This is a genomic window from Acinetobacter sp. 102, from assembly GCF_037028485.1.
Taxonomy (GTDB): domain Bacteria; phylum Pseudomonadota; class Gammaproteobacteria; order Pseudomonadales; family Moraxellaceae; genus Acinetobacter; species Acinetobacter higginsii.
This window is the reverse complement of record NZ_JAZEZK010000019.1, coordinates 28,180-50,915: the sequence shown is the minus strand read 5'-3', so window position 1 is coordinate 50,915 and position 22,736 is coordinate 28,180. Positions and strand designations below refer to the sequence as shown.

At 42.5% G+C, this 22,736-nt stretch carries 17 protein-coding genes; 6 read left to right on the top strand and 11 right to left on the bottom strand.

The annotated features are described in order from the left end of the window. Positions 1-49: 49 nt before the first annotated feature. From pstB to WA352_RS17215, 4 genes are all read right to left on the bottom strand, one after another. A complete protein-coding gene (pstB, locus tag WA352_RS17230; RefSeq protein ID WP_005202323.1) occupies positions 50-964 on the bottom strand; it encodes a phosphate ABC transporter ATP-binding protein PstB in 915 nt (304 codons plus the stop codon). Positions 965-978: 14 nt separating this feature from the next. Further along, positions 979-2,373 (bottom strand): phosphate ABC transporter permease PstA, encoded by a 1,395-nt coding sequence (gene pstA, locus WA352_RS17225; RefSeq protein ID WP_005202321.1) that lies wholly within the window; start codon positions 2,371-2,373, stop codon positions 979-981. Continuing rightward, entirely contained in the window at positions 2,370-3,749 is a 1,380-nt protein-coding gene (pstC, locus tag WA352_RS17220) for a phosphate ABC transporter permease subunit PstC (protein WP_004652128.1), read from the bottom strand. The genes pstA and pstC overlap by 4 nt, the downstream gene beginning before the upstream one ends. A 99-nt stretch (positions 3,750-3,848) precedes the next feature. Further along, positions 3,849-4,880: a substrate-binding domain-containing protein gene (locus WA352_RS17215; protein WP_004801282.1), complete on the bottom strand. Its 1,032-nt coding sequence runs from the start codon at positions 4,878-4,880 to the stop codon at positions 3,849-3,851. A 356-nt stretch (positions 4,881-5,236) separates the two neighbouring features. On the opposite strand from WA352_RS17215, the gene WA352_RS17210 reads away from it, so the two are divergent. Then, positions 5,237-5,686 carry an SRPBCC family protein gene (locus WA352_RS17210; protein WP_005202319.1) on the top strand — a complete coding sequence of 150 codons (450 nt, stop codon included), beginning with the start codon at positions 5,237-5,239 and terminating at the stop codon, positions 5,684-5,686. 56 nt (positions 5,687-5,742) lie between these two features. Here WA352_RS17210 and WA352_RS17205 read toward each other — a convergent pair whose 3' ends face one another. Both WA352_RS17205 and WA352_RS17200 read right to left on the bottom strand, forming a co-directional pair. After that, complete coding sequence (locus WA352_RS17205; RefSeq protein ID WP_017402412.1) at positions 5,743-7,125, bottom strand: amino acid permease; 1,383 nt, start codon at positions 7,123-7,125, stop codon at positions 5,743-5,745. 139 nt (positions 7,126-7,264) lie between these two features. Continuing rightward, the gene (locus WA352_RS17200; RefSeq protein WP_336143425.1) at positions 7,265-8,986 is read right to left on the bottom strand and encodes an alpha-keto acid decarboxylase family protein; all 1,722 of its coding nucleotides are present in this window, start codon (positions 8,984-8,986) and stop codon (positions 7,265-7,267) included. A gap of 135 nt (positions 8,987-9,121) precedes the next feature. On the opposite strand from WA352_RS17200, the gene WA352_RS17195 reads away from it, so the two are divergent. After that, the gene (locus WA352_RS17195) at positions 9,122-9,607 is read left to right on the top strand and encodes an Lrp/AsnC family transcriptional regulator (RefSeq protein WP_336143423.1); all 486 of its coding nucleotides are present in this window, start codon (positions 9,122-9,124) and stop codon (positions 9,605-9,607) included. A 72-nt stretch (positions 9,608-9,679) separates the two neighbouring features. Here the strand turns inward: WA352_RS17195 and WA352_RS17190 are convergent, their stop codons facing one another. After that, a complete protein-coding gene (locus WA352_RS17190; protein WP_336143421.1) occupies positions 9,680-11,110 on the bottom strand; it encodes an aldehyde dehydrogenase family protein in 1,431 nt (476 codons plus the stop codon). A 403-nt stretch (positions 11,111-11,513) separates the two neighbouring features. Here WA352_RS17190 and WA352_RS17185 point away from each other — a divergent pair, with 403 nt between their 5' ends. Then, positions 11,514-12,569 carry a Rieske 2Fe-2S domain-containing protein gene (locus tag WA352_RS17185; RefSeq protein ID WP_336143419.1) on the top strand — a complete coding sequence of 352 codons (1,056 nt, stop codon included), beginning with the start codon at positions 11,514-11,516 and terminating at the stop codon, positions 12,567-12,569. A gap of 87 nt (positions 12,570-12,656) precedes the next feature. Here the strand turns inward: WA352_RS17185 and WA352_RS17180 are convergent, their stop codons facing one another. Both WA352_RS17180 and WA352_RS17175 read right to left on the bottom strand, forming a co-directional pair. After that, positions 12,657-14,189 carry a pyridoxal phosphate-dependent decarboxylase family protein gene (locus WA352_RS17180; RefSeq protein WP_005202314.1) on the bottom strand — a complete coding sequence of 511 codons (1,533 nt, stop codon included), beginning with the start codon at positions 14,187-14,189 and terminating at the stop codon, positions 12,657-12,659. A 3-nt stretch (positions 14,190-14,192) separates the two neighbouring features. Then, positions 14,193-15,563, bottom strand: coding sequence for a diaminobutyrate--2-oxoglutarate transaminase (locus tag WA352_RS17175; protein ID WP_004652118.1), 1,371 nt, complete (start codon positions 15,561-15,563; stop codon positions 14,193-14,195). Positions 15,564-16,027: 464 nt separating this feature from the next. On the opposite strand from WA352_RS17175, the gene WA352_RS17170 reads away from it, so the two are divergent. The 3 genes from WA352_RS17170 (at position 16,028) to WA352_RS17160 (ending at position 21,548) form a co-directional block, all read left to right on the top strand. Then, positions 16,028-16,729 (top strand): SIMPL domain-containing protein, encoded by a 702-nt coding sequence (locus WA352_RS17170; RefSeq protein ID WP_241334007.1) that lies wholly within the window; start codon positions 16,028-16,030, stop codon positions 16,727-16,729. Positions 16,730-16,916: 187 nt separating this feature from the next. Next, positions 16,917-19,130, top strand: coding sequence for a TonB-dependent receptor family protein (locus WA352_RS17165; RefSeq protein WP_336143416.1), 2,214 nt, complete (start codon positions 16,917-16,919; stop codon positions 19,128-19,130). Between the two features lie 240 nt (positions 19,131-19,370). Then, positions 19,371-21,548 (top strand): TonB-dependent receptor family protein, encoded by a 2,178-nt coding sequence (locus WA352_RS17160; protein ID WP_336143414.1) that lies wholly within the window; start codon positions 19,371-19,373, stop codon positions 21,546-21,548. A 32-nt stretch (positions 21,549-21,580) separates the two neighbouring features. Here WA352_RS17160 and WA352_RS17155 read toward each other — a convergent pair whose 3' ends face one another. Together WA352_RS17155 and WA352_RS17150 are read right to left on the bottom strand one after the other, a co-directional pair. After that, entirely contained in the window at positions 21,581-22,042 is a 462-nt protein-coding gene (locus WA352_RS17155) for a GFA family protein (protein ID WP_336143412.1), read from the bottom strand. 29 nt (positions 22,043-22,071) lie between these two features. Beyond that, on the bottom strand, positions 22,072-22,701 hold the full coding sequence (locus WA352_RS17150; RefSeq protein ID WP_241272827.1) for a TetR/AcrR family transcriptional regulator: 630 nt from the start codon (positions 22,699-22,701) through the stop codon (positions 22,072-22,074). Between the last annotated feature and the right edge of the window lie 35 nt (positions 22,702-22,736).

Sequence of the window (22,736 nt, the reverse complement as noted above, 5' to 3'; positions counted from 1 at the left end):
ATATATAAAAAAAGAGTCCGAAGACCCTTTTTTATATAACCCTAAAAAATTAACCAAAACGCCCTGTAATATAAGCTTCAGTCAATTGATGATCAGGCTGAGTAAACACTTTTTCAGTCGAGTTCACTTCAATCAGGTCACCCAAATGGAAGTAAGCTGTACGGTCAGAGACACGCGCCGCTTGTTGCATAGAGTGGGTGACGATCGCAATGGTGAATTGTTCTGACAATTCTGAGATCAATTCTTCAATTTTTGCGGTCGCAATTGGATCGAGTGCCGAACATGGTTCATCCATCAAAATCACTTCTGGACTCACCGCAATGGTACGTGCAATACATAAACGCTGTTGCTGACCACCTGATAAACCAGTGCCTGGCTGACTCAAACGATCTTTGACTTCATCCCATAAGCCCGCTTTACGTAAACTGTTTTCCACGATTTCTTCTAAATCATATTTATCACGTGCCAGACCATGTAGTTTCGGGCCATAAGCAACATTGTCAAAAATTGATTTTGGGAATGGGTTTGGCTTTTGGAACACCATGCCTACTTGCGCACGCAATAACACCACATCAAGGTTTGGATCATAGATATCTTGATCATCCAAAGTCACCTTACCTGTCACACGGCAGCTATCAATCGTGTCATTCATACGGTTTAAAGTCCGTAAGAACGTTGATTTACCACAACCCGATGGGCCAATAAATGCAATCACCTCATTCTGGTAAACATCAAGGTCGATGCCTTTGATCGCCTCAGCGTCACCATAATAAACATGAACATCTTTGGTACTGATTTTCACTTCGCTCGTTTTTGGCTTTTTATTTGAAGAAGCCGTTTCAAACTGAGAGACAAATGCAGTATTTGATTGCTGAACTTGCGCTTCAGGTGACGTAAATTCTTTTTGCTGTGGATTCACTGATTTATCCTTTTCTACGGCGTTCATAATATCAATCGTATTCATTGTACTCTCCTCAATTACCAACGCACTTCAAATTTCTTACGGAGCCAAATGGCAAGGCTATTCAAACCAATCATTAACGCTAGTAAAACAATAATCGCTGCTGCAGTACGTCCTTCGAAGAAGTTACGTAATTCATTACCTTGCCATAAATACACTTGTACTGGCAATGCGGTTGCTTGATCGAGTGGTGTTGTCGGCACGCTTGCAACGAAAGCACTCATTCCGATTAAAAGTAATGGCGCAGTTTCACCCAGTGCATGTGCAACCCCAATGATCGCACCTGTCATAATGCCCGGTAACGCCAGCGGCAATACGTGATGGAAAATGGTTTGTACTTTCGACGCGCCTAGACCCAACGCGGCTTGACGAATCGAAGGCGGCACTGCTTTTAACGATGCACGTGTCGTGATAATCACGGTTGGTAAAGTCATTAAGCTCAGAACCAAACCACCGACCAGTGGTGCTGATAATGGCAATTGCATCCAGCCAATAAAGATAGCTGCACCGAGTAAACCAAATACAATTGAAGGAACCGCAGCCAAGTTATTAATGTTGACTTCAATAATGTCCGTCATCATGTTCTTTGGTGCAAACTCTTCAAGATAAATTGCACTCGCAACACCAATTGGAATCGAGATCACAATCACGATCATCATCATGAATAATGAACCCATGAATGCGCCGGCTAAACCACTTGTTGCAGGTGAACTACGAGAATCTGGACTAAAGAACAAGTTAGTATTGAAGGTACTTTTAATAATTCCTTCTGCTTTTAACTGATCTGCCAGTTGACGAACTTCTGGTTCAAGTTGTTGCTGATCATCTGGCAAACTACGGTCAATATTACCTGCTAACCATACATCTATATTGGCATCCGCTAAGAATTTGATCTCTTCTTTGCTTCCAATCAGTGCAGGGTTTTTAAGCACCATATCACGCAAACGGTATGCTTCAGAACTGGTATATAAACTGCTTAGATAATCACGTTGAGACTCTAATGCTTTATTTTTGGCAACGATGCCATTTACGATCAAGGCATCCCAATCCACCATCCCCATTTCAGTTTGCCAAGCGACCATGCGCTCTTCAAAGTGAGCTGGGGCTTCACCAACTGTTTGTTTTGGCTTCGCCCCAACATTAATGATCGCTGGATCAAAATAAACAGGAACTGTAATACTGCTTTGCCAAAAAGCAGGCAGACCTTTCGCCAAGATGCTACCAAATAGTAAGGCAACAAATGCCAGCGCGATCACAACCGCCGAGATACCGGCAAAGCGAAAGGTTTTTTCTTTCCGATGACGCTTAGCCAAAGAACTTTGGATCTTTCTTTTACGCTGCTCACGTTGTTCAGCAGCTACTTGAGGATCCAATAGGTTCGGATCCAGAGGAGATGTATTTGATGAACTCATTCGTATTGCTCACGATATTTACGCACGATGTACAGTGCAATAATGTTTAGACCCAAAGTAATCACAAACAGCGTTAAACCAAGGGCAAATGCCACCAGTGCTTGCGGGCTGGCAAAGTCAGTATCCCCCGTTAATTGCTTCACAATCGTGACGGTTACGGTTGAAACTGCTTCAAATGGATTTGCATGCAACAATGGACTGTTTCCTGCTGCAAGCACCACAATCATGGTCTCACCCACGGCACGGGATACGGCAAGTAAAAATGCCCCTGTAATCCCTGGTAGGGCAGCTGGTAGAACGACTTGACGAATCGTTTCTGATTTCGTTGCACCTAAACCCAAAGAACCATCACGTAATGCGCGAGGTACCTGAGTAATGATGTCATCGGATAATGAGGAGACGAATGGGATAATCATAATCCCCATTACAAAACCTGCGGTGAGTGCGCTGGTCGCATTAATATTGATGCCAACACTCTCACCCACCATTTTGAAGAATGGGCCAATCACCATTAAAGCGAATACGCCATAAACGATGGTTGGAATCCCTGCCAAAACCTCAATCGCAGGTTTTGCCCAAGAACGCAACCTTGGCGATGCATATTCAGCCAGATAAATCGCAACCAACAAGCCAATCGGTACCGCAACCAATAATGCGATACCACTGACCATCAAGGTTCCCCAAATCAGCGGTAAGATACCGTAACTGCCTTCTGCATTTCCTGAGGTGCTAAAACCTGGATTCCATTCAGTACCAAAGAAGAAATCAACTGGACTCACAAAATGGAAAAAGTGTAACGCTTCTCTCAACATCGATAAAACAATACCGATTGTTGTCAGGATTGCGACACCAGAACACAGAATCAATGCAACATTAATGGTTTTTTCGACTTGGTTACGTGCACGGAATTGTTGGCTCACATGACGCTTTGCCCACACTAAACCAGCCAGTCCAGCACTAATCACCACTGCAAGTTTTGCAAATGAGCCAATGGTCTGGAATTTAGCAAGTTGTTGCGCTGCTGCAACTTCATATGCTGCTGGCTGATCTGTTACCCCGAAACCAGAAGCAATGGCTTGCACTCGACTGGTTAAAACATCACGACCTGCCGCATCTAAGGTCGAACTTACAGATGCAGGAATATTATTAAAAATAATATGCTGTAAAATACTTGGTTCAACCAAGTTCCAAATAATCAAAATTAAAAAAGCAGGAATACCACACCACAAAGCAACCAACGCCCCATAATATCCTGGACGAGAATGTAGTGTTGCTGAGTTATTTCCCTTACCTGCTAGGTTACGGCTTTTACTCAGCCCGATTTGATATGCAATTGCCACAAGGGCTAATAACACACCGATAAGTAGCAGATTCATGTAATCTCCACTGTTTTCTCAATTTTCATGATTTGAAAAAACTTAGCTAGACAAAAAGGCTGATGATCCAACGTCTCACCAGCCTCCCTTTTAACAATATTACTTAACTGATTTACCAGCTTTGAAATCAGCTAGGATTTTTGCGCGCTCTTTGTCGCTTAAAGGAATCAAGCCCGCTTTTTCTAATTTAGAACCTTTACCAGAAATTTTCTTGTTTAAGAAGAATTCTGTGTATTGCGGTAAGCCTTTGATTGATTTCAAGTGCTCGCCTTTCACGTAGAAGAACAATGGACGCGAAACAAGGTAGCTACCATCTAGTACAGTTTTCTCAGATGGAGTCACGCCATTTACAGTCGCTACACGTAATTTATCACGGTTTGAATCATAGAAACCTAGACCAAATACACCGACTGCATTTGGAGAAGTTTTCAAGCGAGCTAGAGTTTCAGTATAGTCACCCGCAATTTCAATCACACGACCATCTTTACGGAAGGTTGAACATGCTTTCTTTTGATCGTCTTTACTTAAAGCTTTGTAGTAATCAAATGCTTCACAACCAGCATCAACCATTTTCTCTTGGAAAACTTCACGCGTACCGTGGTTAGATGCAGGAATAACTAAAGTGATCGGCTCATTTGGTAATGATTTATCAATTTGGTTCCAAGTTGTATATGGGTTTGGAACTAATTTACCATTTGAAGGAAGCTGTGCAGATAATGCAGTGAATACATGGATTGGTTTTAATTTATACGCTGCTTTTTTAACATTTGATGCAAATACGATACCGTCGTAACCCACTTTAATTTCTTGTACTTGGTTTACACCAGATTTTTTACATGCATCAAGCTCTGTGTCTTTAATTTGACGAGAAGCATTTGCGATGTCGATGGTGTTATCACCTACACCTTGGCAGAATTGCTTCAAACCACCGCCCGTACCACCTGAACCAACAACCGGTGCTTTGAACTGTGGGAATGTGTTGCCAAACTCTTCAGCAACAATACTTGCAAACGGTAATACAGTAGATGAACCAGCAATTTGAATCGTATCACGAGCTGCATTCGCAGTCGTTGCTACAGTTGCCCCAGATACAGCTAATGCAATTGCGATGTGACGTGGATTTAAGCGCATTCTGTTTTCTCTCATTTATGCAATTTGGTTTACAACTCTTTTTAAGTTAAGTGTTGTACTTTGGTTAACTGCATTTTGAGCAGATAATATGACAATTAAGTGACAACTTTATGACGCTTTTGTGATAGCCATTTCTTAAGCTCAATTTTTAGAAAATTATTGGTCATAAAGTCATATTTTCTGCTTTATTTTTTGCAGCTCGGAACTCGATTACACTCAGAAAATAACGTTTAGATATTGAATTTTATCGGATTTAAAAGAACACTCGCGCATTCAGCTTAACAAAAAGCATCTTGGGCAGAGCAACCAGTTTATATATGTTTTATGACAATTCCCTATCAAAAAGAACAGATACAATGCTAAATCCTGTCATAATTGAAACACAAATGCTGATTCGTAAACCGGCCCACAGCGTTTTTGAAGCATTTATTGATCCAGAAATCACCTCAAAATTTTGGTTTAGTTCGGCAACAGCACCACTTGAACAAGGAAAAACGGTTGAATGGACTTGGGAAAAATACCAAGTTTCGGCAAACGTAAAGGTGACAAAAATCATTACCAATGAATTGATTCAGATTCAATGGGGCGAGCCGAGCAGTACGGTTGATTTTATCTTTGAAGCGATCAATGACGATCAAACCTATCTCAGAATTCAAAATTATAATATCCCCTTACAAGGTGATGAGCTGATTGCCTTTATTATTGATAATACGGGTGGCTTCACCACCGTCGTAGATAGCTTGAAAGCCTATTTAGAGCATGGAATTCAACTCAATCTGGTTCAGGACAAGTTTCCACCCTTCTAGATCAATACAACTTTGATGCAATAAAAAAAAAGGCACCTTACTGTGCCTTTTTTGATTTAAAGATTGGACTGTGCTTCGGGCAGAACCAGCATTTTTTTACGATATTTAAAGATATACATCGCCGCTAAAATCGCCAGCCAGATCGGTCCAAGAATAACAGCCAAACGCATATCAGGGGTCATCGCCATAATAATCAAAATAAAGCAGACAAAGCTGATGGTGAGATAATTACTCCATGGGCTCCAGATGCTTTTAAATTTGGTTTGATGTTGTTTCAGGCGCATTGCTTTATTAAATTTCAAATGGGTGACGGAAATCATTAACCAGTTAATCACCAATGCTGCAACCACCAGCATCATGAATAACTGAAAGGCTTCACCCGGAATTAAATAGTTGACCAACACACATATCGCCGTAACCGAAGCAGAGACAATCGCCGCAGGAACCGGAATTCCACGCGCATTCACTTTTTTCAATATCGCAGGTGCATTGCCCTGTTCGGCCAAGCCATGCAACATACGGCTATTACAATAAATACAACTGTTATAAACAGAAACCGCTGCAATCAACACCACAAAATTGAGGACATTGGCAACCCCATTACTATTCAAAGACTGGAAGATCAACACAAAAGGGCTGCCCCCTTCCGCCACCATATTCCATGGATAAAGACAGAGTAAAATCCCGATTGCACCAATATAGAAAATCAAAATACGGTACACAATCTGATTCACCGCCTTAGGAATAGTGGTTTCAGGATTTTTGGTTTCTGCTGCGGCAATTCCGATCAGTTCAAGCCCACCAAAGGCAAACATGATCACGGCAAGCGCCATAATAAAGCCATGCGTGCCATGTGGAAAAAAGCCACCGTGTTGCCATAAATTGGCAATCCCCGCCTGTGGACCCGCAGAACCTGAAAGCAATAAATAAGCACCAAAACCGATCATACTTAAAATCGCAACAATCTTAATGCAGGAGAACAGAAATTCGGACTCACCAAAGAATCTGACATTGACCAGATTAATGGCATTAATCAGCACAAAGAACACCAAGGCAGTCAGCCATGTGGGCACGTCTGGCCACCAAAACTGAATAAAGGTCCCGATGGCGCTCAGTTCAGCCATACTGACCAACACATACAGCACCCAATAATTCCAGCCCGACATAAAGCCTGCCATGCGGCCCCAGTATTTATTGGCAAAATAACTAAATGAACCGCTCACAGGTTCTTCAACCACCATTTCCCCTAAATGGCGCATAATTAAAAATGCAATCACACCAGCAATCGCATAACCTAATAAAATAGAGGGCCCTGCCAGTTTGATGGTTTGCGAAAGACCCAAGAATAATCCTGTACCAATCGCACCACCGAGCGCAATCAGCTGGATATGTCGATTGGACAATCCTTGTTTTAACTCATGTTTATTGTTTACATCCATCACGTTATCTCCAATGTGTGTGTCACATCCTGTACACCTTTTTTATACAGCGCATGATTCGAAGCTCAGCATGAAGCTCCAAATCTGATTCGCTCTCTTATCAATTTATAAAGTTGAAGATTTTCCAGTTTTCGTCTGATCAGAAGGAAATTGCTTTTTTAATGGGTAATGTTTGGGAACGTTGTTTTAAGATTTCATAGCCTCGATCGCCATAATCAAAGCGTGCAATCACTGACGCAAATTTTTTCAAACTGGATGGTGCATCCATGGCTGGGAGTTTAAGTTCAATAAAGGTCATTCCGTCGAACTGATGCATATTATCCAAAACCTGCTTTAACTGACCTGCGGTTTCTACCACACAGCTTTTATAGTCTTGGCTACCGTTAAAAACATTTGGAATCTCGCTATATTTCCAGTCCTGAACATCGTTATAAGCCGCGTTCTCGCCCATGATTAAACGTTCAATGGTATAGCCACCATTATTGAGTAAGAAAACAATTGGCTTGAGACCATGACGGATAATGGTCGAAAGCTCCTGTACCGTGAGCTGAAATGAACCATCACCAATAAATAGGATTTGGCGGCGTTCTGGTGCAGCCAATAAACTGCCTAATAAGGCAGGCAAGGTATAACCAATCGACCCCCACAATGGTTGAGCAATATATTTCGCGGTTGCCGGTAGCTTTAGCCCTGCCAAGGCTGAATTAGAGGTCCCGACTTCGCCGATAATCACATCATCATCTTTAAGAAAGCCCGCAATATAACTCCACAAAATATCCTGACTAAGCTTTTGCTGCTCAGGCACCTCAAGTATCTGTTGTGCTTGCTGCTCCAGCATCGGCTGGCTTAACTTCCGTGGTGCAACCTTCTTATTCAGCTCCACCAGAAGTTGTCCAATTTCAATACCAGGGAAATCCTGTCCAAAAATCGTCAAACCATAAGGTTTAATTTCAATGTAATTTTCAGTGACAATTTGATGGGTAAACACCCCAGTTCCGACATCAGTAAAACGCACACCGATGCCCATCAAGCAATCAGACTGCTCAATGGCCTGACGCACATGCGCTTGGCTTGCACCACCGACATAGGTTCCCACATAACGCGGTGAACCCTCATCCATAATATTTTTAGCGGTCAGCATACTGGCAAAAGGAATCGAACATTTTTTGGATAAATCATCCAGTAGTGAGGTAATCCCAAAAACAGAGGCTTCATTATCAATCAGCAGCGCTGGTCGCTTGGCTTGCGCAATCACCTCACACAGTTTGGTGACTGCACTTTGTAACAGCTCTGGCTCAACCCTCGGGTAAGATAAATCGAGTGAACGATCTGTCACTTCAATTTTTACGTGAGTAATATCCGATGCCAACTGGATATGTACAGGTCGACGTTCAAGGAAACATTGACGTAACACACGGTCAATTTCAGAGACGGCATTAGCTGGGGTTAGACGGGTCTGTGCAACAGTGAACTCTTTCATGCAGTTCATGATGTTGTCGTAGTTACCATCCACCAGAGTGTGATGAACTAGAGTTCCTTTCTGAACCACATGTAAAGGCGGAATCCCTGAAATATGCACCACTGGCACATTCTCAGCATAAGCACCTGCAATACCATTAATCGCACTTAAATCACCGACCCCATAGGTCGTTGTCAAAGCAGAAAAACCGTTAATACGTGCATAACCGTCAGCAGCATAAGCCGCATTTAATTCATTACAATTACCAATAAATTCGAGTTGGGTATCCGCCTCAACTTGTTCGAGATAAGAAAGGTTAAAATCACCAGGTACACCAAACAGATGTTGGATACCCATTTGTTTTAGACGAAGATTTAAAAAATCACCGATTTCTATGAACATTGCTCTACATCCTTTCAAGTCAATTTTTTATTCCATAGAAAAATAATATTTCATCTACCTGTTAAATTTCGTGCATAATAAAAACGCATTTTAATAAAAATACAATATTTGTGTATCATAAAAGGATTTTATGCAATGGATAAGTTCGACTGGCAAATCATTCAGGCCCTACAAAAGAATGGACGGCTCACCAATCAGGAAGTTGGAGATTTAATCGGTTTATCGGCATCACAATGTTCCAGAAGACGACAGTTACTGGAGCAAAAAGGCGTGATCTTAGGTTATGCCGCCCGCATCCACCAACAAGCTTTAGGCTTGGAGGTTACCGCGATGATCCACATTAACTTACGTATTCACGAGGCCAAGTCACAACAGGCCTTTCAGGACTTAATTGAAGCTGAGGACAATATTCAGGATGCTTTTTCAATTAGCGGCGATGCTGATTTTATTTTAAAAGTCGTCGCAGAAAATCTGGAACAGCTGTCCCAATTCGTGACAGAGCGACTACTGTCTTATGGTTTCATTGGACATATCAAATCTTACATTGTGTTAAAAAAAATCAAAGAACAGAATCACTTTCTCAGCAAAACTAAGGGTCACAGCTACCATCCAGCCACATAAACCTAGTTTTAAGCAGCACCATGCATAAAAACAAAAAGGCGGATATTAGATCCGCCTTAAAAATATGAAGGTTTAAATTTTATTGATATGCACAGTTTGTCCAACGGTATTTTCAAGCAAACCCTCCATGCCAAACTCAGCACCTACACCCGACATTTTCCAACCACCAAACGGCGCATGTGGAACAATCTCTGCATGGGTATTGACCCATGCTGTACCGCATTGCAATTGTGAGGCGTAGAACTGTGCAGCTTTTAAATCAGAAGACCAGATTGAACCGCCTAATCCAAATTCACTGGCATTGGCCCGTGCAATTGCATCATCAATATCACGATATTTTAGAATCGGTAACACGGGGCCAAACTGCTCCTCTTGCACCACTCGGCAGCTTTCATCCAGTCCAGTTAAAATCGTTGGCGCAATAAAATAGCCTTGCTTAGGTATAGTCTGATCACCCGACAGCGCCTTGGCACCTTGCGCAAGCGCATCGGCAATTAAGGCTTTTACTTTCTGATATTGCAGCTGATTTTGCACAGGTCCAAAGGTAGTCTCGGCAGCCATGCCATCTCCAACATTTTGGGCATTGGCAATATCAGCCAGTTTTTGTGCTAAAGCGTCATATTGGCTTTCGTGCACATATAAACGTTTTAAAGCAGCGCAGGTCTGCCCAGCATTTAAAAATGCCACGTTAAAAATTCGCTTGGCTATTTGATCAAGATCGGCATCAGGTAAAACAATCCCCGCATCATTGCCACCCAGCTCTAGGGTCAGGTGTTTTAAGGTTTTTACCGCACCTGACATAATATGCTGACCCGTCTTAGTCGAACCTGTAAAAACCACCTTGGCGATATCAGCGTGAGTCGATAACGCCTCACCGACGTCGCCCTTACCCAGCAAGATTGAGATCACACCTGCAGGCACTTCTTGTTGAATAATTTCACAGAGCTTTAAAGTCGCCAAAGGGGTAAATTCAGATGGTTTATTAATCACCACATTGCCTGCACGTAAGGCAGGCATGATATGCCACACCGCAATCATCAACGGCCAGTTCCACGGCGTAATCGAAGCTACCACACCTAAGGGCTGATAATGACGTTCAATTCGCTTCTGTTCACTGTCTTCAATAATATCAACCGGCATTTCTAAACTTGCAGTATAACGTGTCCAGCCAATCGCACCCTGCACTTCCATTTGTGCCAATGCCAAAGGTTTGCCTTGCTCAACTACAATCAACTCTGCCAGAGTTTCGGCATGTTGTTCAATTCCATCCGCAATCTTATTCAGTATGCTTTTGCGTTCCTCATGAGAACTGCGTTGCCAGCTTCCAAAAGCTTGCTTTGCCGCCTCAATCGCTTGATTCACCTGTGCAATCGAAGCCTGTGCACACTTTGCTGCAACAGCAGCTGTTGCAGGATTGATAATCTCAAGTTCGCCTGCTTCACCGAGACAAGATTGACCGTTAATAATCAGTTTAAATTGATTTTGCATATTCAAGTGTTGCATGCCTTGTTCCTTCTATTCATTGTAATCATGATGTTTTGCCTGATCCGACCTCAGCTCTAGGTCTCAAGTGCAAAAGTGATGACATCTATCCATCAAAATATTGAGCATCTCTCACTACAATATGGAATTTGTGCATCACAGTTTATGCATAATTATTTCTGATTTAGATTAAAGATGCACAGTTTGTGCAGAACAGTGACAATTTTCTACCTTGTCATCATAAAAAACCATCGTAGAGATGCTGGACAGAATGCAACTAAACAGCAAGCCAAATGCATACCTTTATGTAATTTCATCTCAATTTCTGTGTTCTAAAAGTTACGACACTTCATTCAATTAATTGAAATTTCTTAGAACAGCTGGCTTCGCTATATTCAATACCAATGAGCCAGAAGATAAGAAGATGAACAGCAAAGTGATTACAACGTTTAAGCATACGGATTTACCTGTACACATGACCTTTTCAGAGCACGATTGGCAGCTACTTGCTCAGCACTGGTATCCGATTGCACTCGCTCGTGATATTTCAGAGCAACCAACAGCAGCCATGTTACTGGATATGCCATTGGTGATTTACAAAATGGGAGATGAACTGATTGTTGCAAAAGATGTTTGCCCACATCGTGGAGTTCCTCTTAGTTTGGGCCGTCATGACGGGCAAGGTATTGTCTGTCGCTATCACGGATTACGCTTTGGGCATGCGGGCAAATGCAACCGTATTCCAGCACATCCGCAGCATAAAATCTCGGAGCGCTTTCATCTAAGCACCTATGCTGCCACTGAAAAGTATGGACTGATCTGGTGTTGCTTAGCAGCTCGCCAAGATGATAAACCTGTTATTCCTGACATGCCGTACTGGGAGGATGCAGACTACCAGCAACTGGTATGTCCTTTTGTAGACTTAAATTGCTTTGCGGGTCGACAATTGGAAGGATTTATTGATGTCGCACATTTTGCATGGGTACATCCTGATACTTTTGGTGACCCTGATGATGTTGAAGTACCCGACTATATAACCACAGAAACCAGTTATGGCTTCAATGCGGATTATATCAGCAGTGTCGGACGCTATCCGATTGGCACAGCGCAACGTGGGCAGGACAATTTTAACTGGCTCAGACATTTTGAAATCAACCTGCCTTTTACTGCAACGCTGACCATCCATTTTCCGAATCAAAGTAAACAGGTGATTATGAACGCGGCCTCTCCTGTAAGCGCGCGACAAACTCGCCTGTTTGCACCAATCTGCCGTAATTATGATAAAGATTTACCTGTTGAGGATGCCTATGCATTCAATTTACAGATTTTTGAAGAAGACCGGCTGATTGTCGAAACCCAAAAACCTGAATATCTCCCCCTGGATTTATCGTTGGAAGCGCATTTTCCAGCAGACCGTAGCTCAAGTATGTATCGTCGACTTTTAAGAAAAATGGGATTCAATGCTATTTTTGCGGCCTAGCTGATTTATATATTCAGTTCCAAGACGCAATAAAAAAGAGGTCTATTCAGACCTCTTTTTTATTTTGATGGATGTGCCAGATTGAAATTAATCAATCGCTGGAACATAAGTTCCTGCAGCGATTGCATCTTTAATACGATCAGCTTCTGCCAACACAAGTGCAAGCAAGTTTTGAACGTTTTCAAGTGTTGCAACTGGGCTTAAAGTGGTCATCTTCAATGATTGAACATTACCCACTTTAGTTACACCAATATTCGCTTCACCACGAGCAAACAATTCATCTGCCACGTTTTGGTTTAAGCTATCGATAAATTCAGCAGGATAAGCTTCTGGTACGACACGGAACAGGACTGAAGCGAATTGTGGTTCAACCAACAATTCAAGACCCGCTGTTGCTTTAATATAATCTGCAACTTCACGTGTTAATTTCACACCATGATCAATCATTGAACCATAAAGCTCTTCGCCTAATGCTTCAACCGTCATCCATAATTTCAATGCATCAAAACGACGTGTCGTTTGTAATGATTTAGACACAAGGTTAGGTACACCATGCTCTTCATCATAAGCAGAGTTTAAATATTCTGCTTCATAATGCATAAAGCGATAGTTTGCTTCGTCTTTCAACAAGAAAGCGCCACAGCTAATGCTTTGGAAATAATGCTTATGGAAATCCAGCGTGATTGAGTCTGATAATTCAATTCCATCTAACATTGAACGATGGTCATTTGAAAGAATCAGTGCACCGCCCCAAGCTGCATCAATATGCATCCATGAACCATACTTCGTAGTAATTTCACGGATTTTCTTGAGTGGATCAATTGCACCAGCATCTGTCGTACCCGCTGTTGCAACAACGCAGGCCACAATTTTGCCTTCAGACTGAAGATGCGCCATGGTTTTTTCCAGTGCATCAACATCCATCTGTGCATTTTCATTCACAGGAACAGTGACAACAGACTGGAAGCCCATACCCATCATCGCCATGTTCTTTTGCACAGAGAAATGTGCATTTTCAGAACAGATGACTTTGACGTTTTTCATTGCTTCTGCTGGAATACCATCACGCTGAACCGACCATGGCTTACCATTTTCGTCTTTCCAGTTTTTCGAGATGCACCAGTCACGTGCCAGCAATACACCCATCAAGTTTGACTGTGTACCACCAGACGTGAACACACCAGCTTGACCTGCACCATAGCCCACTTTTTGGCGAAGCCAATCAATGAGTTGCACTTCCATCAAAGAACCCGCTGGGCTTTGATCCCATGAGTCCATTGATTGGTTGGTTGCATTAATCAACACTTCCGCAATCTGGCTCATCACCATGGTTGGGCAGTGTAAGTGTGCAAGTGAATGTGGGTGATGTACTTTTAAGCTTTTGTTGAGAAAAAGCTCAACCATACGTTGTAATGATTGCTGTACACCTAAACCTTGTTTTGAAGGTGCAAAAGAGATTGCTTCACGCAAATCTTTAATGCTACCGCCAGTGTACATTTTATCATTTTGCAACCATGCTGAAACGGCAGTTACCGCCTCGCCCATTGCTGACTGATAGTCAGCAATAGATTGAGCATCATTGCAGAGTAACGCTTTACGATGTTCTGCAAAATCAACCATGAATTAGCCTCGTACTGCTTTTAATGCTTCAGCAACAGCTTTCTTGAAACGAGCAACCGCTTCTACGCACTCTTCTTGATTGATAATCAACGGGCAAAGCAAACGAATTACTGTACCGTTACGGCCGCCTTTTTCAAGCAATAATTTATTGTTGAAACAAGCAGTCTGAATTGCAGCAGCCAATTGTGCATCAGCAGGTAATGAGCCCATATGATCCGCAGGTTTACGCTCATCAACGATCTCAACACCGATCATCAAACCACGACCACGTACGTTACCAATACATGGGAATTCTTGAGCAAGTTTCTTGAACTCTGCTTGTAAGAAATCACCACGCTCTTGCGCATTTTGAGCAAGGTTTTGTTCTTTGATCACTTGAAGTGATGCTAAACCTGTACCCATCGCAAGTTGGTTACCACGGAAAGTACCCGTGTGACCCGCAGGCTGCCAAGCATCAAACTTACGTTTAATACCCAATACTGCAAGTGGTAAACTACCACCTACCGCTTTAGACATCACTACAACATCAGGCTCGATTCCAGCATGTTCAAAGGCAAACATTTTACCTGAACGTGCAAAACCAGCTTGAACTTCGTCCAAGATTAAAACGATGTTGTGCTTTTCAGTCACTTCACGGATTTTTTGCAACCATTTTACTGGTGCAGTAACAACACCACCTTCACCTTGAATCGCTTCAAGGATCACAGCTGCAGGCTTGGTTACACCACTTTCAACATCTTCAATGAAGTTTTCAAAGAAGTAAGTTAAAGCGTCAACACCTGCTTCCCCACCTAAACCAAGTGGGCAACGATATTCATGTGGGTATGGCATAAATTGCACGCCAGGCATTAAGCCATTCACCGCATTCTTCGCTGACAGGTTACCTGTCATTGCAAGCGCGCCGTGCGTCATACCATGGTAGCCACCAGAGAAACTAATCACTGTGCTACGACCCGTATAAGTTTTCGCTAATTTAATCGCTGCTTCTGTACCATCTGCACCAGATGGACCACAGAATTGTAGGCAATATTCTTCTTGACCGCCTGGCAAATAAGCCAAAAGCGCTTCAGTAAACGCATCTTTTAAAGGAGTCGTTAAGTCTAAAGTATGCAATGGCAAACCGCTTGCCAATGTGTCTTGAATACTTTGAATCACCGCAGGATGATTATGGCCCAAAGCCAATGTTCCTGCCCCAGCTAAACAATCAAGGTACTCTGTACCTTCAACATCAGTAACCCAACAGCCTTGTGCTTTTGCTATCGCTAACGGTAATTTACGTGGATAACTACGAACATTCGATTCCATCTGACTTTGGCGAGTCAGATAATATTCGTTAGTTGCATTAGCGGCAGGATTTACGGAAGTAACGCTCATATCGAATTACCATCTCTGATATGGGTAAAAGAAATAAGTCTGGTGACTTGCGGTCGTTTGACTCGGTGCTTTTTAGAATCTAGTGCAGACACTTGTTTATATCTTTCAACTAGGAGCGAGATGATACCTAATTTTGAAATAAAATAAACACTTTTTGTGTCTTACATGCATCTAAATTATTGAAAAAATATTTCATTCCAATAACTATGATGGATTATCATCATACTATGTGACAAGCTAAAGAAAGTAAGCTTTTTTTAATCCCGCCTGCGTTTTTAGATAAATGGTCAAATTACTGCACTTAATAATCTGATTTTAAATATTTTTTGTTTTATTTTCCTGTTGCAAAACACTGCTAATCTCTTACAAAGTCACCACAAAATATGCAGAAGTTCAACATCAGTTCTTTTTAATATCAAACTGGTAAAAATAAATTTTCGATATCAAATTCTAAGGACATTTTTATGCGTACTTTAGCACTTGCTACATTAATGATCGGGGCTGCATTGAGCCCAAGCCTTTTTGCTCACGAGAATGAGAACTTGAACTACAACATTGTGAATATCCAAGCAGACGCATCACGTCAGGTTGCCAATGATGAAATGCGTGCCGTGCTTTATGTTGAGAAAAGCAATAAACAGCCTGCTGAACTCTCAAATCAAATCAACCAACTGATGAATCAAGCGCAAGCAATTGCACGCAAATATTCACAGGTCAAAGTCGAAACAGGCGCACAAAGTACCTACCCTGTGTATGACAATGACAGCAATAAATTGAAAGAATGGCGTGCCCGCGCGGAAATCCAACTGGAAAGTAAAGACTTTAAAGCTGCAAGCCAGTTGATCAGTGAATTACAGCAAAGCTTGCAGACCCAATCGATTAACTTCACCGTGTCGGATGAACAGCGTAAAAAAGTTGAAAATGAGCTGATGATTGAAGCATCGAAGAACTTCCAGCAACGCGCACAAGCCATCACCCAAGCATGGAATAAAGGCCAATACAATCTTGTGAGTTTAAACCTGAATACCAGCAACTACTTCCCGCAACCGATGATGCGCGGCGGCATGGCCAAGTTTGCCATGGCTGAAGCAGCCCCTGCTCAGGATATGGCAGCAGGTGAATCAAAAATCACGGTCAGTGCCAATGGTTCAATCCAATTTAAATAATAGCTCTGACAATAATAAAAAGCCGTGCTTAAGCACGGTTTTTTGCTATTTGAAATAGCCAAAAATATCTTGAGTAAAAAAACAATTAACTTAACTCATTCCATAGTTATAAGTGATAATCATTCTTATTTCATTCAGCGCAATAACTGATTAAGATTCGGGAAATTTATAGCATTCGCCTCCTGATATGAAAATTGCATCCAATACAGCGACATCATTGATTAAATTCCAGCCCTCTTCTTTAAGTCTAGCTATTGCCATTTCATTGAGTGGTGTATCTCATGCGGCTTTTGCCAATGAAGCACAACCCGCTGAAACACAAACGCTTGCGACGATTTCAATTCAGGCACAAGGCAATTGGCTAGACGATGCCAATGCTGAAAAAGTACAACAACATGCAGGCGCACGTAGCATTATTGACCGCAAACGTTTGGATGAGATTGCCACCACCTCAATTCGTGATGCTTTAAAACAAATTCCTGGGGTGCAAGTCCAAGACAGCAATGGTACGGGTGGCAGTGATGTTTCTTTAAATATTGGGGTACGGGGTCTTACCTCACGCTTGTCCCCCCGCTCCACCGTACTCATGGATGGCGTTCCACTTTCTTTTGCCCCATATGGCCAGCCGCAATTATCATTAGCCCCAGTTTCTATGGGTAATATTGAATCGGTCGATGTGGTGCGTGGTGCAGGTTCTGTTCGTTTTGGGCCACAAAACGTGGGTGGGATCATCAACTTTGCAACACGGTCAATCCCCAAAGAATTTTCAGGTTCAGTTGGCTTAACCACTGAGTTTGCAACAGGAACAGACCAACTCAAGTACACACCGAATCTGTTTATTGGTGGCACACTCGACAATGGTTTGGGTATGGCTCTGCTTTATTCAGGCAGCAAAGGTGACGGCTATCGCGAAGCCAATAATAAAATTGATATCGATGATGTCATGTTAAAAACCGCCTACCAATGGACTGATCAGGATGCCATCGCAGTCAATCTGCATCATTATGAAGGCCGTGGCGAGATGCCTGAAGGTTTAACGGCGGCTCAATTTGCAGATAATCCGTATCAATCCAATCAAAGCCGCAACTATTTTGCGGGTCGCCGTTCCGATGTGTCTGTGAAATATAGCCATAAAGATGAATTGAATAACTTTGAAGTGTTGGGTTATTACGTTGATTCTTTCCGTACCAGTGACTTAGAGTCCGTTGCCAATAATGGTACCAGCCGTATTAGTAACTCTCCTCGCGATTATAAATATTTTGGGATTGAGCCACGTTATTCACGTGCCTATCGTTGGGCGGGAATGGATAACGAAGTGACCATTGGCTATCGTTATTTACAGGAAGAAAGTTCTGAGTTCTCAGGACGCACGGCTTCTTACAACACGCTCACAGGGACACCCGGTGAACGTATCGCCAATACCACCAGTGACGGCGGTACCAAAGCGCATGCCTTTTATATCGACAACCGTTTTGGCCTCGCGAATTGGGTGATTACACCTGGGGTTCGTTTTGAATCGATTGATACCCATAATGATTTCACAGCTTATCAAGATGGTAGCGCCACCAATACTGTTTATCCAAAAATCAAATCTGACGAGCTCTTACCAAGCTTATCGGTGCTGTATAAAGCCAATGAGAACTGGAATATTTTTGCCAATGCTGGTGTTTCATTTGGTCCACAGCAATACAACCAACTCGTTACGACTAAGTCTGTTGGTGGTGTGAATACTGCTGCAACGACGCTGGATGGATTACATCCTGAAAAATCTAAAAACTATGAAATCGGAACTAAATATTTAGGCAATGGTTTAAGTGCTGAGTTGACGGTCTTTTATTTAGATTTTGATAAAGAATTGATGTTAGAACGTCCTGATGCTATCGGTACAGGGGTTTGGACAGACTTAGGTGCAACTAGTCATAAAGGTGTTGAAACAGGAATCAGCTATGATTTCGGTCAACTGGCTGATGCGCTAGAGGGTCTCAAGGTCTACGGGAATTACACCTTTACCAAAGCAACGTCTGAAGCGGGCAAGTTTGAAGGCAAAGATTTGCCCTTCTATTCACGCCATGTGGGTAACCTCGGTTTAGCCTATCAAGTTGATCAATGGTCAGTGAATGCAGACATGTTTGCGCAGTCCAAACAACATGCACCGGGTTCAGATGATGTTTATCAAACGCAAGAAACCGCAGATGGCCGCACAGGTGACATTCCTGGATATTCAACTTTTGCCGTACGCACAGGCTATGACTTTAGCAATCAACTCAAAGGCTTAAAAATAGCGGGTGGGATAAAGAACGTGTTTGACAAGCAATACTATACCCGCTCATCTGACTCCACAGGCGGTAAATATGTGGGCCAACCACGAACCTTCTTCCTGCAAACATCATATGATTTTTAAATATAAAACGCCGAACGTTTAAGTTCGGCGTTTTATCTCTTTCATAGCGAATATAGTCGATAAGCCACAATCTAAATTAAATCAAAATCTTGATTCAGTGTACCCCGCAACATTTTACCCCTTAACAAAAAAAATTATATATTTTATGTAAAAATTAAATTAATTTTAACTAAATAATTTCTGTAAATGAGAACCACAATCAATTAAGATGGCGGCGCAAAAATAACTCCTCCAATTCAGATGCTGGGCAATCAACTTATGAAGTGTTCGTTTTCTCATCCTGTTTCTTTTTCAAAATTTAAGCCCTCTACCCTAAGCTGTGCCATCACAGCACTGATCAGCTGCGTTGCAACGACAACATTTGCTGATGACAGCCAAAGTAATACCACACAAACGCTGGCAACCATTTCCATCCAAGCTGAGGGCAACTGGTTAGAACAAGCCAATGCCAAAAAAGTGCTCAACCATCCCGGCGCCCGTACTGTGGTTGATCAACAAAGTTTAGAAGCACGCGGCACAACCTCAGTGAAAGAAGCGTTGCGTACAGTTCCCGGTGTTCAGGTCTCTGAAAACTCAGGCACCTCTGGCAGCGATGCCTCTTTAAGTATTGGTGTCCGTGGCCTAACCTCAAGATTTTCACCTCGTTCGCAACTGATGATCGATGGTGTCCCTTTAGCAGTAGCGCCCTATGGACAGCCTCAGCTTTCATTGGCCCCAACCACCTTGGGCAATATGGAGTTGATTGATGTGGTTCGTGGGGCTGGCTCCGTCCGCTTTGGGCCACAAAACGTCGGTGGCATTATCAATTTTAATACGCGCAGCATTCCAGAAAGTTTTGCAGCCAGTGTCGGTATGACCACGGAAGTGGCTGAAAATGGCAATTTAAAAGTCAACCCAAACCTGTTTGTTGGAACCACTTTAGACAATGGCCTCGGTCTAGCTTTGCTCTATTCTGGGGTGAATGGTGATGGTTATCGTGATCAAAATGATTATGCCAATATCAATGATCTACGTTTAAAAGCCCGCTATGCCTTAGATGATTATTCAAGCATTGAAGCGAATCTGCATCGTTATGAAGCCAAGGTGGATATGCCTGGCGGTTTAACGCCTGCACAGTATGCGCAAAATCCCTATCAGTCTTTACGCAACCATGACTATATGGAAGGCAACCGTAATGATATCTCACTGAAATATAATTATAAAAAAGACAACAATGCCTTTGAGGTACTCGCTTACCACCTCGATAGTTATCGTGATGCAGGTGTAGAGCGCAGCGGTTCCAGTCTTTATCAGATTGCCCCACGTGATTATAAAGTGACTGCCATTGAACCACGTTATTCACATGCATTTCAGCTCGGCGATACGCTGAATGAAGTGTCTGTCGGTTATCGCTATTTAAAGGAAACGAGCAGTGAATCCGTTGATCGCGCCAATTATAACCGTGACACAGGCCCAAGTGATTTTTATGGCTGGACCAAAGCGGATGGCGACACCGAAGCGCATGCCGTCTATGTCGATAACCGTACCGATTTAGGCGCATGGTCCTTCACGCCTGGGATTCGTTTCGAGCGAATTAAAACCAATGAGAACATGTATAAGTTAAACCGTGATTATTCAGTTCTGAATGGCGTGAATGCCAGCAAGTCCTATGACGCTGTACTGCCAAGCTTTGCGGTGATGTACAAAGCCAATGATCAATGGAATATTTTTGCCAACTACGGTAAATCATTTGCTCCACTGCAATATAGTCAAATGGCCAATACCAATGCCAGAGGTGCTTATTTGACTATGGACGGTTTAAATCCTGAAAAAGCAGATAATTATGAAATCGGCACACATTATCTGGACGATTATTTATCGCTTGAATTTACCCTGTTCTATATTGATTTCGCCGATCAGCTCAAGCGTGATGATGCTACACAAACCTATTCAAATCTGGGGGCGACCAAGCATAAAGGCGCTGAACTCGGCTTTAAATATAATCTAGGTGCAATTAATGATGACCTAGCCAATGTCTCGATGTATGCCAATACCACCTATACCAAAGCAACCGCATCGGCAGGTCAAGACTCAGGCAATGAACTGGATTTCTATTCAAACTGGATCGGAAATGCGGGTGTGGATTACAAACGTGATCAATGGACCTTCAACACCAATGTCTATGCACAGTCGCGTCAAACGGCCTCAGGAAATAACAATGATGGTACAGGTCGTTATGGCAATATTCCGGGTTACGGTATTGTTGGTGTTCGCGCCGCTTATGACTTTGCCGATACCTCTCTGTCAGGCTTAAAAGTTGGCTTAGGTGTGAAAAACCTATTTAATCAAGACTATTACACCCGTTCCGCAGATCAGGTTGGTGGCATCTACGCAGGCCCTTCTCGGACCTACTATTTACAGACCTCGTTTGATTTCTAATACCCTAAAGCCGAATGTCCGCATTCGGCTTTTTATTGATTGATTTCAAAATACTGTGTCAACTCAATGCTATTGGGTAACTCATCAAATTCACTAAGTTTTGGATGCGTCTCAGCCCAACTCACTTTAGAGTTCACACAAAAATTTAGCTCGAGCTCTGGGCTAAAATCTTCCTGAATCAATCCCAAAGGAATCCACATCACCTTTGGGTTGATCTTTAGCGCATTCGGTACAGGTGAGCCACATTGCCTACAGAAACTACTATTAAAACCAGTATCTTTAATATAAGTCTGAATCAACTGCTCGCCTTGCTGCCATTGAAATGATTCCGTCTGCACAAAGGTGGAGGCATTCGATGCAGCACCACTCTGCTTGCGGCATAGGCTGCAATAACAGCGATACATCATTTTGATCTTTGCCAGATGGAACTGAAAGCTGATCGCCCCACACAAACAAGCCCCTGTAAATTGTATCTTCTGATGATTTGCTCTCATCAATAATGATCCTGATTGTTGTTATTTGATTAAGCTTGGCTCAAATGTTGTAATGAATCCCAAGCCGCTTGTGCCAGTATTTCCCGATAAGCCGTTGGACTGGTCAATACTTTTTCAGACAACCAAGCACGGCAATAACTTTCACTGGCACCGATCACCAAAGACATCATCAACTCTGCTGGCACTGATTTTAATACACTGGCATCGGCATAGTTGGAAATATGCGCAATGATGTGTTGATTTCTGAGTTTATTTTTGTCATTTAAGACTTGTCGATATTCACCCTGTCGCACACTCAGATGAGCGAGCAAAAGAAATTGCGCGAACTTGGGCTGATCAGAAACCCAGTCGGTATAACTATAAATCAGTGCATAGAGCAATTCTTTGAGTGTTTTTGCTTGTTGTAAATACTGATCACGTAGCTGCGCCTGATCATCCAATGCAGCAAACACCAGTGCTGCAATCACGCCTTCTTTGTTTTTAAAATGATGATAAATCGCACCGACACTGCTCTCTGACTTCGCTCGAATCATGTCGATACTGGTCGTTTCCAGACCATATTCAAGAAAACAGGACAAGGCATCCGATAAAATCTGGCGTTTTAATAAGGATCTACGTTGTGGATATAAACGTTCTAATAATTGCTGAGCTGCCTGCATGCTTTCATCAAAATGACCAATAATCGGAACTATTG